This is a genomic window from Staphylococcus sp. GDY8P198P (genome assembly GCF_017891615.1).
Taxonomy (GTDB): Bacteria; Bacillota; Bacilli; order Staphylococcales; family Staphylococcaceae; genus Staphylococcus; species Staphylococcus cohnii.
Genome location: NZ_JAESJQ010000004.1, coordinates 119,769 through 133,033, shown reverse-complemented (window position 1 = coordinate 133,033; position 13,265 = coordinate 119,769). Strand labels below are relative to the sequence as shown.

General features: G+C 32.0%; 10 protein-coding genes and 1 pseudogene. 1 reads left to right on the top strand and 10 read right to left on the bottom strand.

What is annotated here, in order from left to right; genetic code table 11:
- Positions 1–335: 335 nt before the first annotated feature.
- Entirely contained in the window at positions 336–1,745 is a 1,410-nt protein-coding gene (gene gndA / locus KA824_RS03470; protein WP_107385326.1) for an NADP-dependent phosphogluconate dehydrogenase, read from the bottom strand.
- Between the two features lie 68 nt (positions 1,746–1,813).
- On the bottom strand, positions 1,814–2,953 hold the full coding sequence (locus tag KA824_RS03465) for a M20/M25/M40 family metallo-hydrolase (protein ID WP_181187585.1): 1,140 nt from the start codon (positions 2,951–2,953) through the stop codon (positions 1,814–1,816).
- A gap of 210 nt (positions 2,954–3,163) precedes the next feature.
- Here KA824_RS03465 and KA824_RS03460 point away from each other — a divergent pair.
- Positions 3,164–3,253: pseudogene (locus tag KA824_RS03460) on the top strand (hypothetical protein); the annotation flags it as partial.
- A gap of 501 nt (positions 3,254–3,754) precedes the next feature.
- On the opposite strand, the gene KA824_RS03455 reads toward KA824_RS03460, so the two are convergent.
- From KA824_RS03455 to recN, 8 genes are all read right to left on the bottom strand, one after another.
- Positions 3,755–4,750: an aromatic acid exporter family protein gene (locus KA824_RS03455; RefSeq protein ID WP_181187586.1), complete on the bottom strand. Its 996-nt coding sequence runs from the start codon at positions 4,748–4,750 to the stop codon at positions 3,755–3,757.
- Between the two features lie 12 nt (positions 4,751–4,762).
- The gene (gene brxB, locus KA824_RS03450) at positions 4,763–5,200 is read right to left on the bottom strand and encodes a bacilliredoxin BrxB (RefSeq protein WP_107385022.1); all 438 of its coding nucleotides are present in this window, start codon (positions 5,198–5,200) and stop codon (positions 4,763–4,765) included.
- Positions 5,201–5,414: 214 nt separating this feature from the next.
- Entirely contained in the window at positions 5,415–6,695 is a 1,281-nt protein-coding gene (locus KA824_RS03445) for a dihydrolipoamide acetyltransferase family protein (RefSeq protein WP_119535955.1), read from the bottom strand.
- Positions 6,696–6,707: 12 nt separating this feature from the next.
- Positions 6,708–7,691 (bottom strand): alpha-ketoacid dehydrogenase subunit beta, encoded by a 984-nt coding sequence (locus KA824_RS03440; protein ID WP_181187587.1) that lies wholly within the window; start codon positions 7,689–7,691, stop codon positions 6,708–6,710.
- A complete protein-coding gene (locus tag KA824_RS03435) occupies positions 7,684–8,682 on the bottom strand; it encodes a thiamine pyrophosphate-dependent dehydrogenase E1 component subunit alpha (RefSeq protein ID WP_181187588.1) in 999 nt (332 codons plus the stop codon). The genes KA824_RS03440 and KA824_RS03435 overlap by 8 nt, the downstream gene beginning before the upstream one ends.
- A 16-nt stretch (positions 8,683–8,698) precedes the next feature.
- Positions 8,699–10,120, bottom strand: a complete 1,422-nt coding sequence (gene lpdA / locus KA824_RS03430) for a dihydrolipoyl dehydrogenase (protein ID WP_181187589.1) — start codon at positions 10,118–10,120, stop codon at positions 8,699–8,701.
- Positions 10,121–10,586: 466 nt separating this feature from the next.
- Complete coding sequence (locus KA824_RS03425; protein ID WP_107385017.1) at positions 10,587–11,495, bottom strand: phosphate acyltransferase; 909 nt, start codon at positions 11,493–11,495, stop codon at positions 10,587–10,589.
- Positions 11,496–11,571: 76 nt separating this feature from the next.
- Complete coding sequence (gene recN / locus KA824_RS03420; protein ID WP_107385016.1) at positions 11,572–13,248, bottom strand: DNA repair protein RecN; 1,677 nt, start codon at positions 13,246–13,248, stop codon at positions 11,572–11,574.
- Positions 13,249–13,265 lie beyond the last annotated feature (17 nt).

The window sequence follows — 13,265 nt, the reverse complement described above, 5'->3', positions numbered from 1 at the left end:
ATGCTTTCTATTTTGACTATGCATGCTTGCCTCGGGATATGATTTACATAATCCGAGTCTGTAGTATCTATCTCTTAACACACCACTACGCGTCAGTAGGTTACAAAACGTAGAAATTATTATGTATTTATGATACGAGAAAAAACACTTCCGTATAAATTCATTTTTTATTATGAATTCAACGAAAGTGTTTTAATTTCACTCCATTATTTGAAGTTATTATATAATTATTCTAATGAAATTATATAATTTAAAGTCTGAATTGTGTATATCTCTGACAATTTTTAGGTCTTCTAAGTTAGTTATTCAAAACTGACCATTATAATATATCTAAATTATTCTTCAATCCATTGTGTATGGAAAATACCAGAACGATCTTTACGTTCATAAGTATGTGCACCAAAGTAATCACGTTGTGCTTGGATTAAGTTTGCTGGTAGATTTTCTGAACGATAACTATCATAGTAGTTAATACTTGCAGAAAAACCTGGTGTCGGAACGCCATTTTGTACGCCTGTTGCAACAACGTCACGTAAAGCTTCTTGATAATTCGTAACGATATCTTTGAAATAAGGATCTAATAGTAAGTTTTGTAGATCGCTATCATTATCGTATGCTTCTTTAATTTTTTGTAAAAATTGAGCACGGATAATGCAACCTTCACGCCATATCATAGCAAGTTCACCAAGTTGAAGGTTCCATGCATTGTCTTCACTAGCTTTTCTCATTTGAGCAAAACCTTGTGCATAAGAACAAATTTTACTCATGTAAAGTGCTTTACGGATTTTTTCAAGGAATGCTTCCTTATCACCTTCAAATTTTGCATTTGGTCCATTTAATTGTTTTGAAGCATTTACACGTTCTTCTTTAATTGAAGAAATAAAACGAGCAAATACTGACTCAGTGATAATTGTTAAAGGTATTCCTAATTCTAAAGCATTTATAGATGTCCATTTACCAGTACCTTTTTGGCCAGCTGTATCTAATATTTGTTCAACTAATGGACCATTCGTTTCATCATCTAATTTATTGAAAATATCACCAGTAATTTCTATTAAATAACTTGATAATTCACCAGCATTCCAATCTTTAAATGTTTGAGCAATATCTTTATGTGACATACCTAGCAAGTCTTTCATCATTGCATAACTTTCTGCAATTAATTGCATGTCAGCATATTCTATACCATTATGAACCATTTTAACGTAATGACCAGCACCATTTGGACCAATATAAGCTACACATGGTGCACCATCTTTTGCTTTTGCTGATATAGCTTCTAATATATGACTCACTTTATTAAAAGCTGCTTCTTGTCCGCCGGGCATAAGTGAAGGTCCAGTCAATGCACCAACTTCACCGCCAGATACACCCATACCAATAAAGTTAACACCACTTTCAGCTAAAGCTTTGTTTCGTCTGATTGTATCTTGATAATTTGTATTACCGCCATCAATTAAAATATCGTCATCATCTAATAATGGTAATAGAGTATCAATTGTTGCGTCTGTCGCTGTACCAGCTTTTACCATTAATAAAATTTTACGGGGTTTTTCTAAGGAATTTACAAATTCTTCCATTGAATATGTTGGATGTATGTTTTTTCCTTCAGATTCTTTTACCATTTCATCTGTTTTTTCTGAAGAACGGTTAAAAACTGATACGCTGTATCCGCGTGATTCAATATTCCAAGCAAGGTTTTTACCCATTACGGCTAAACCTACTACACCTATTTGTTGTGTCATTTAACTAACCTCTCTTATTAAAGTTTTCTAGTACATTGTATCACAAAGGTATCTTTAGATTCACATAATCAGTTTATAGATTGTTTAATAACCACATCGTTGATACTTAAAAGTTGATTAGCTAACTGATTTAAAGATTTAATTGATATTCTTTCTTCTGTAGTGTGAATGTTTTCATAACCGACACCTAAAATGACTGTAGGTATACCAAGTTGATTGATTATATTACCATCTGATCCGCCACCAGCAATGACGGTATTTGCTTCTAAACCTAAAGATAAAGCGCTAGATTTTGCTATAGAAGTAACCGTTGCATCATCAGAAATTTTAAATCCTGGATAACTTTTGATGATTTCTACTTCTGCATGACAATGGTACTTTTTTGCAGTTGTTTCAAATACAGATTTCATATGATTCACTTGTTTGATAATACTTTCATCTAAATGCGAACGTGCTTCTGCATTTAATGTTACTTTTTCAGCCACAATATTGGTAGCTGATCCACCTTCAAAGCGACCGATATTAGCTGTAGTATATTCATCTATTCGACCTAAGTTCATCTCACTAATTGCTTTTGCTGCTACATTAATTGCGCTAATCCCATGGTTAGGCGTACTGGCGTGTGCTGTTTTTCCAAATATTGTGGCATTCAGTTTCATTTGTGTTGGCGCACCTACTACTGTTGTACCGACTGGAACACTTGCATCAATCGCAAAGCCATAATTTGCATCTAGTAAAGTTTTATCTATAGCTTTCGCACCCTCTAAACCTATTTCTTCTCCTACAGTTAAAATAAATTGTATTTGACCATGAGGCAAATTTTGTTCGTTAATGACACGGATAAATTCTATAATAGCTGCTAAACCTGCTTTATCATCTGCGCCTAAAATTGTAGTTCCATCTGAGTATATGTATCCATCTTCTTTTACAGTTGGTACAATTTTTTGACCTGGTACAACTGTATCCATGTGACTTGTAAAATATATTTTCTCAAGATGCTCAAAATTTGGAGTAGCCTTTAATGTGCATATTAAATTATTAGCACCTAATGCTTCATTTTGAATACTCGCTTTGTCTTCGCTGATATCTATATTTTGTTGCTCCATCAATTTTTTTAAATGGTTTTGTATAGTTTGTTCATTTCCACTTTCTGAATCAATTTGAACGAGTGTTAAAAATGTCTCTAATAGACGTTTTTCATTTATCATATTTATCCCCTTTTCTATAATCACAATTTATTTTAGTTTACATAAGTTTAAAGTTTAGTAAAACAAATATGTTTATACGTGTTAGACTTGTTATGTTATAATATACATTGATAAAATAAAGATACTTAAAATTATTGTGGATGCTTCAAAGTACAATAATGATTAATAAAACGCATTGGATATATTATGGAGGAATAAAGATTGAATAACAATAAAGTGCTTAGATTTATAATTGTAGTTATGTTGGTAGCAGTAGTACTTGCATTAATCTTGACAAGTATAGTTCCTTTAACGAATTAAAATCAAAGCTTAACTTTTAAAAATTTTTTCTATCGGATTGAGACATAAATCCGTTAAAAATAGCACTTAGATGATTTAATTCATTTCATCTGAGTGCTTCTTTTTTATTCCATACTTCGTATTGTAGGCTCACTTTCTTAGGCGACAGCTTTAGCTTGTAGTCTTCAGCTTGTCCTGTTCCCTCAAGCGTCTCGCCAAAATACGTCGCATTTATATGTGTTTGTCACGACATGTTAATGAAATCGTTGAAACTATCCCTGCAAATGTATTCGATGTATTCAAATATCATCGTGGTAATACATCATATCATCAACCGTAATCAAAACAATAATGAAAAAGGCAATTTCTATGTTATTTTAATAGAAATTGTCTTTTTTCACTAGTCCAAGAACTTTATATCACAAGCTCTTTTTCTGTACAATTTTAATTAAAATGGCCTAGGTATAAAGAAAATAGATGTCATTCTCTTAACTAGGCCAAGGTGATTATTATTTATGCTTTCTATGAAAAAATTGTTGATTTTGTATCTTTATGTAATTTTAAGGATCCAAATTGTGATTTAACTTCTAAATATTCTTCTAATTCATTGAGTAGTTGTTTAATACTTGCTCTAGTTCTAAATGAAGCATGTGTTTTTGGTAACTCTAATTGTTCTAACTCTATTTTAATTTCATAGAGAGAATGCAATCGTAACACTGTATAGTCATTACTATTTACGTTATGAGCCACTTCCAAAAATAAACTGCTGATTTTAGTTAACAGCATATCTTTCGTTTCAATGTTTTGTATCATTTTAGACATTCTTTCAAGTAGTTCTAACTGCTCTTCTCTCATATCAAAATAATGATAGTAAGAATTTTCATTACGTACGAAATGATTTTTAACATCTCTAAATGCAATTGATTTTGCCTTTTGAATCGTAAGTTGTAACTGGTTGAAAGAAATATTTAATGAAGCATTGGGTTCTTTACAATTATTACTAAATATTTCAAAAATTGTTGTAAATTGATTTTCTATTTCTTCTTTATATTGTTTAAGTTTAAAGTCTAGGCTAGGCATGATTAAATTCATTATGAATGCAATACCAAGGCCCACAATTAATAATAAAATTTCATTGATAAACAAGTGCATGTCAATCACTTCAGCATTAAATACATGCAGCAAAATGACACAACTTGTAACTACGCCTTCCTGTACTTTAAATACAACAGTGAGCGGTATAAAAAATAATACGATTAGACCTAAAATAATAGCATTTTGACCGAAGTAACTGAAAGCTATTGACCCTATTATAAGGATTAATATACAAGATACAAATCTTGATATAATCGCTTGAAGTGAATGCACTTTGGTATGTTTAATACAAAGCACTACTAAAATGGCACTAGAAGCAAAATTATCTAATCCCATTAATTTAGCAATGATAATTCCTAGTGCCATACCTACAGCAGTTTTAATTGTTCTGAATCCGATTCGATATGGATTTAATCGCATCATCGGTGTCAACCTCTATCTTTCATCACAATAAGTATCAAATAAATTTTGTAATTGATTAATAACGTCCATCACATCATGGCCTTCGATTTGATGACGTTCTATCATTTGTGTGATTTCACCATTTTTTATTAATGCAAATGATGGGCTTGATGGTGCGTATCCTTTAAAATAATCTCTTGCTTGTTGTGTAGCTTCTTTGTCTTGTCCAGCAAACACTGTCACTAGTCTGTCTGGTAATTTATCATAATGTAAAGCGTGCGTAGCTGCTGGTCTAGCAATCCCACCAGCACAACCACAAACTGAATTAACCATAACAAGTGATGTACCTTCTTGACTTAACACTTTATCAACTTCATCTGCTGTTGTTAATTGTTCATAACCCGCTTCCTCAATTTCATTTCTTGCTTGGCTTACTACATCATTCATATATAAATCAAAATTTAAATCCATATTCAAATCACCTTTCATTATCAATTTATTAATTTCATTTTACTAATATATAGACAATAGTTCAACATGTGTGTTTAATGAGAAAGTAAGTTCGCTTTTCGTGAAATGCTTGAACAATAGTTATTTAAAAAAATAAGTTAGAAATCAAAATAATCAAATTTGATTTCTAACTTACCATTTTGATATAAATTACCATTTGTTTATACTATAAAAACTAGTAAATACTTGTATTTTCTATAGAGTATTGCTCAATTCTTGTCTTAACGAAATTCATAAATCTACCTGCTTGCAAACCATCTAATATACGATGATCAATAGAAATACATAGATTAACCATGTGTCTAATAGCTATCATATCATCAATAACAACGGGCTTTTTGATGATGGATTCAATTTGCAGTATAGCGGCTTCTGGGTGATTGATAATACCCATAGATGATACTGAGCCAAATGTACCAGTATTATTGACCGTAAATGTACCACCTTGCATATCTTCAGATTTTAATTTTTTATTACGTGCTTTTTGTGCTAAATCATTTATTTCTCTAGCAATGCCTTTTAAGGATTTTTCATCTGCATTTTTGATTACAGGAACATATAATTTTTCTTCATCAGCTACTGCAATTGAAATGTTGACATCTTTATGCATAACTATTTCGGAATTTTGCCAACTACTATTGAGTAAAGGATATGCTTTTAATCCTTCTGCAACCGCCTTTACAAAGAACGCAAAATAAGTAAGGTTATAACCTTCATTTTCTTTGAAACTATTTTTATGATAATTTCTTGTTTTAACTAAGTTTGTAGCATCTGCCTCAACCATCATCCAAGCATGTGGGATTTCATTAACACTGTTCACCATATTTTCAGCTATTTGTTTGCGAACACCATTTACTGGAATTGCAGAGCCAGGAGATGGTTCGTTATATTGAACTTGCTTATTGACTTTAGGAGAGTCTTTAGGAGCGATGATTTCTGAACCTAATTTATTAGTACCTTCTTTGATTACTTTCTCTATATCTTTTTTGGTTACTCTACCTTCAAAGCCAGTCCCTTTGACTTGTGAAAGGTCGATTTGATGTTCAGACGCAAGTTTAAATACTACCGGTGAAAAGCGTCCGTTATTTTTCGGAAGATTATCTGACGCATCAGTCGTGCTATCATTTACATTAGAGGAATCAACCATAGTTTGTGTTGATTCTGATGTATATTCATCTTGTTCATTTGTAGTATTATTATCGGTATTTTCATTGGATACTTCTTCCTCAGTATCTAAATAACAAATTACTTCACCAACTTCTACTGTTGTACCTTCCTCCACAATAATTTCGCGGATTGTACCAGCGTATGATGAAGGCACTTCTGCAGTTACTTTATCCGTAATAACCTCACAAAGTGGGTCATACTCTTCTACTTTATCGCCTACTGAAACGAGCCATTGTTCTATTGTGCCCTCATGCACACTTTCTCCGAGTTTAGGCATTTTTATTTCCATCATTGTGCCTCCTTAAAATTCTGCGAGTTCACGCATTTTAATTTTTATCTTATCTGGATTAATCATAAACTCATCTTCGAGTGTTGGTGCAAATGGCATTGAAGGAACATCTGGTCCAGCAAGTCTCATTATCGGTGCATCTAAATCAAACAGACAATTTTCAGCAATAATTGCAGCAACTTCAGATATGATACTACCTTCTAGGTTATCTTCAGTGACCAATAAAACCTTACCTGTTAATTTAGCTCTCTCAATAATCGTTTCTTTATCTAAAGGATAGACTGTGCGTAAATCAACTACTTCAACATTTATATCATCTTCAGCAAGCATATCAGCTGCTTGAATACAGTAATTGACACAAAGACCATAAGTAAATACAGTAATATCGTCGCCTTCACGCTTAACATCAGCTTTACCAATTGGCACTGTATAATACGATTCTGGCACTTCTTCTTTAAGTAAGCGATAAGCTTTTTTATGTTCGAAATATAATACTGGGTCATTTGATTCGATTGATGCTAATAATAAGCCTTTCGCATCATATGGTGTGGACGGAATAACAATTGTGAGCCCCGGCGTAGAAGCAAAAATGGATTCAACACTTTGTGAATGATAAAGTGCACCATGTATGCCTCCACCAAATGGAGAACGAATAGTAATAGGACAATGCCAATCATTATTAGAGCGGTATCTCATTTTTGCTGCTTCACTCATAATTTGATTCGTTGCAGGTAAAATATATTCAGCAAATTGAATTTCTGCAACTGGTCGTTTACCTAACATAGCAGCACCAATACTAGTACCCACAATATTCGATTCTGCAAGTGGTGTATCTAACACTCTTGCTTCTCCATATTTTTGCTGTAAATCTAATGTGAGACCAAACACGCCACCTTTTTTACCAACATCCTCACCTAATACAAAAACGTCATTGTCTTTTTCCATTGCTTGATCTAGGCCTTGATGAATTGCTTCTAAATAAGATAATTTAGCCATTATTTAAGCTCCCTTCTTCGTAGACATATGTGTAAGTTTCTTCTGGTGATGGATAAGGAGCTTTTTCAGCTTCTTTTGTTGCTTGATTTACAATCTCTTTATGTTCTTTTTCTATTTCATCCAACCATTGTTCATCAATGATACCTTCTTCTAATAAAAAAGATTTGAATTTTAGGTTGCAGTCTAATGATTTTAACCCATCACGTTCTTCTTGTGTACGATACTTGTCATCATCATCTGATGAGTGTGCAGTCATTCTTGTACACATTGCTTCGATTAATGTCGATCCCTCTCCATTCAATGCGCGTTCTCGTGCTTCTTTCATTACTTTATACATTGCTATTGGATCATTACCATCGACATGCTCGCCATGCATACCATAACCAATAGCGCGATCAGATAATTTTTCTGCACCATATTGTAGCGTGTCGGGTACTGAAATTGCATATTTGTTGTTTTCAATCACGCAAATAAATGGAAGATTGTGAACACCAGCAAAATTGAGACCTTCATGAAAATCACCTTGGTTTGAACTACCTTCTCCCACAGTTGCCATAGCAATATTAGGCTTATTATCCATCTTTAATGCTAATGCAGCACCTACAGCGTGTAATATTTGTGTGCCAACAGGAGAACTTTGTGATAATATACCTTTTTCTCTTTTTCCAAAATGAGAAGGCATTTGTTTCCCACCGGAATTTATATCATCACGTTTACCGAATGCAGCTAGCATTGAGTCTAATGCTGTCATACCCATATAAGTTACAAACGCTAAATCTCTATAATAAGGTGAAGATATGTCTCCCTCATGCATAGCATATGCCATACCTATTTGTGTCGCCTCTTGCCCCTGGCAGCTTATGATAAATGGGATTTTCCCAGCACGGTTTAAAAGCCACATGCGCTCATCTATTTTACGACCTAAGTCCATCCATTTATACATGGTTTGTAAGTCAGACGCTTCAAGTCCAACTGATTTATAATCAAACATCTTATTTCCTCCTTATTTAAACATGAATCGATCTGTTTTCAACTTTTAAGCCTAACTCCATTAACACTTCAGACAGCGATGGATGAGCATGAGTAGTTAATCCAAGTTCTAGAGTGGAGCCATTCATAAATTGCATTAATGATACTTCATTAATTAATTCTGTTACATGTGGACCAATCATATTAAGTCCAAGTACAGTATCATTATCCTGATCGATTATGATTTCACAAAAGCCATTTTGATTTGTAACATTTTCTATAACAGCTTTGCCGATTGCTTTAAACGGAACTTTAAAGGCTTTTGCATTAAGCTTATTAGATTTTGCTTGTTCTAAATTTTGCCCAATACTTGCAACTTCAGGTTGCGTATAAACACATTTTGGCATTTTATCATAGTCAACTGATATTGGTGAAGCATCAAACATATGGTCAATTGCTGTTATGCCTTCTTTGGATCCTACATGTGCGAGTTGTAATTTACCGATACAATCACCTGCAGCATATATATGTTTGTCTTCAGTTTGTTGATATTCATTTACAATTATATGATTGGCATCTGATAATTTTATTTTTGTATTATTTAAGCCAATATCATCCGTATTGGGCTTTCTACCAATTGCGACTAAGCATTTTTCAAAATGAGTCGTTTCATCATTCAATAAAATATTGATACCAGAGTCTTCAATTGAGACTTGTTCTTTTGATAGTTGTGTATTTTCATAAAATTTCACACCACGTTGTATTAAATCATTTTTTAATGTATTTGCGATGGATTTACTTTCAGTCGGTAAGATTCGTTTACCTGCTTCTATGACAACTACTTCAACCCCAAAATCCGTCATTAAAGATGCGAATTCTAAACCTATGACACCTCCACCAATGATCGCAAGTGATTGGGGTAATTTATCTAGTTTTAATATATCGTCACTGGATAGCACAGTGTTTCCATCAAATGGTAAAAAGGGTAAAGGCATTGGAGATGTACCGGTACAGATTAATACATTATTATTTGGAATTAATTCTGATTCACCATTTTCGTATTCTACTGAAATAGTACCGCTTTGAGGTGAGAAAATAGATGGACCTAATATTCGTCCCACCCCATTAAATACATCAATTTTATTATGATTCATAAGTTGTTCAACACCTTTGAACATTTGTTGGACAACTTCATTTTTACGTGCTTGAATTCGTGAAAAATTTAATTTAAATGCATCTACATCTACACCAAATCCACTCGAATTTACTACTGTTCTTAATACATCAGCTGATTTCAAAAGTGCTTTTGTTGGTATGCATCCTTTATGTAAACATGTGCCGCCTAAAAGTGACTTTTCTACAAGTGCAACTTTTTTCCCTAATTGAGATGCTCTAATTGCGGACACATACCCAGCAGTGCCCCCACCTAAAATTACTAAATCATATTTTTCGTCTGCCATATTTTTACTCCTAACTGTAATCTTAGTACTATGTCAATAATCATATTTAAACAAAAAATTTAGCAAAGTAATTGAAAATCAATATACAATATAAAAATCAAATTCATAACAAATTTTAATTTTTTATTAAACTAAATTGTTTGATATTAATTATTTTAAACATGCGAATAAAATCACCTTTGAGTTTTAAAAGTGATTTCAATGCGTGTTTTTAAAATTTCTAAAATCCTTTATTTTTCAAATGCTTTAATTCTATATTTTAAAAGAATTGTCTAGATAATGAAATATTGATGGTTACTATGATTACAATAAGTCTTTTATAGAAAAATCGTATGCTTCATACTTTATTTAAATACAAGCGCAAAAGAAATAGTTTTCTATTAATTTATATCCTTTACTATCTTACATCAAAATTCAATATTATAAAATTAATAACCTAAATAATAGTGTAAAAATTCAAATATAATTAGAAGTTAAATTTATTTTGTGATTTCAAAGCAAGTAATAAAGAGTTTAATTTATTTTGTTTACTTTCTGTCCTAGATGTGAAAACAATAGGGAATTTTGCTCCGAGTAACAAACTAGAAACAGAAGCATTTCCAAAATAAGTTAAAGATTTTAACAATGCACTCCCAACATCTATATTGGAAACTAGAAGTGCATCAACGTTACCAGCAATACTAGATGTATTATTTTTTTCAATTGCTCTTTTTTTACTGATTGCATGATCAAAAAGAATGGGTCCGTCTATTTTCGCATCTGTATCAGATGTTCGATTGAAAATATTTTTTAATTTTTCAGCATCTATAGATGACAAAATCTTTTTAGATGCTTGTTCTACTGAAGATAATAAACCTATGTTAAATTCATCATAACCTAGTGCTTTGCTGAAAGTAGTTAAATTTTTAATGATTTGTTTTTTTTCTTCAATTGTCGGGGCTACATTATATGCAACGTCACTAATCATTAACGTTTTGTGATAATTAGGAATACTAAAGCACGCAACATGATTTAAAAAGCCATATTGATCTATAAAGTTTTTATTGCTTAAAACAAAAGAAATCATTGATGTGGCTTTCATTTTTCCTTTCATTAAAACAGTAACTTTTCCTTGTGATAGATCTTCTGAACATTGTTTTAGTAATTGGTAATCACTTGAAAATGTTAGCACATGAATCCTATTCAAGATTTGGGGTTCTAAATCAAAAGAACGTATGATTTCTGTAGTGTCTTGGGTATCATAAATAAAAATATCTATGTTAGTTAATTTTAATGCTTTAACTAATACTGCTATCATTTTTTCATCATTTGCATATAAAACCGCTACATTTCCAGTCATTGTTTCACATGGTTCAACTAATTGTTGGAATCGCATAAAATCAACATCCTTCACTGATTATTTATCAAATTCAGCTAGCACTAAAAATAACAATAATGAATTTAAATTTTTATTATAAATTGTGATTCTGTTCTATCATTTCCTTAGCATTTTGTTTGGTTAATTTTGTCACAGTAGCGCCTGAAATCATTCTCGCTACTTCATCGATACGCTCTTCTCCAGTCAATTCTTTAACTTGTGTTGTTGTTCTTTCATCATCTGTATTTTTACTAATAAATAAATGATGGTCACTCATTGATGCAACTTGTGGTAGATGCGAGATGCATATCACTTGAATGTGTTCAGCCAGTCCTTTCATTTTTTCTGCCATTTTTTGAGCAGCCTTACCAGACACACCAGAATCTACTTCATCAAATAAAATGGCTGTTTGGCCTCTAGTTTTTACAAAGATAGTTTTTAGCGCTAACATAATTCTGGACAATTCTCCTCCAGAAGCTATTTTATTTAAGCTTTTTAAAGGTTCGCCTTTATTTGGACTGATTAAAAATTCTACAAATTCTATACCTTCTCGATTAGGTGTGTCTAATGGTTTAAATGAAATTTCTAAATTAGCATCGTTCATCTGTAGGTTTTGGATTTCATCTACAATATGATTACGCAAAGATTGAGCGACAATTCTTCTTTCTTGTGATAACTTTTCCCCTAATTCCATAACATTTTTATATAAATCATCTATTTCTTGACGTAATTGAGCTGTACTTTCTTCATAATTTTCAATCTTATTAATTTCGTCAGCCATTTTATCTTGATACATAATAAGTTCATTGATATCTTTACCATATTTACGCTTTAAACTATTTAATAAATTCATCCTAGATTCTAATTCATTTAAATATTGTTCATCAAATTCTGTATTCGTTAAATCATCGTATAATTGATGTTTAGCGTCCTCAAGTGTGTAATAAAACTGGTCGACATCTTCTTTTAGTTCATCGTATTTTTCTGGTAAAATTTCACTGATTGATTGTAATTGATGACTCAATTCGTATAAACGGTCTGTAATAGCATGCTCATCCGTTAATGTAATATGTGCATTGTTTAACGCTAAACTTAGACTTTCGGAATTTTGAATACGTTTGATATCGGTTTCAAGTTGTGGGACTTCGTTTTCAATAAGATTCGCTTCTTGTAATTCATCATATTGAAATTTCAACAAGTCTAACCTTTGTAATAATGCTTGATCAGCAGACTCTAAATCGGCTAATTCTTTTTTCTTAGCTTTATATTTATCAAAAGTATCAACATACGATTCAAGTAGCGTTTGATATGTATTTTCAGCATAACTATCTAATAAATGTAAATGATATTTTTGTTTTAATAAAGTTTGTGTTTCATGTTGGCCATGTATATCTAGTAATTCTTGCATTATTTTTCGCAAATCTTGTAAAGTAACTGTTTGATTATTAACTCTACAAATACTCTTACCAGAGCTGAATATTTCTCTTTTTACTAATAAAAAGTCCTCATCTATATCGATTGATAAATCATGAAGTATTGAAATGGCTTCTTTACTATTATCAATATCAAAGATACCTTCAATCACTGCTTTTTTCTCACCGTGTCTAACATAGTTTGATGATGCACGCATGCCAATTAGTTGCCCAATTGCGTCTATAATAATTGATTTACCAGCACCAGTTTCACCACTTAAAACAGTTAAGCCATCACCAAAATTCACTTCTAATTCATCTATAATTGCGAATTGTTTAATCGATAAGGTTTGTAGCATTCATAATCACTTCCTTA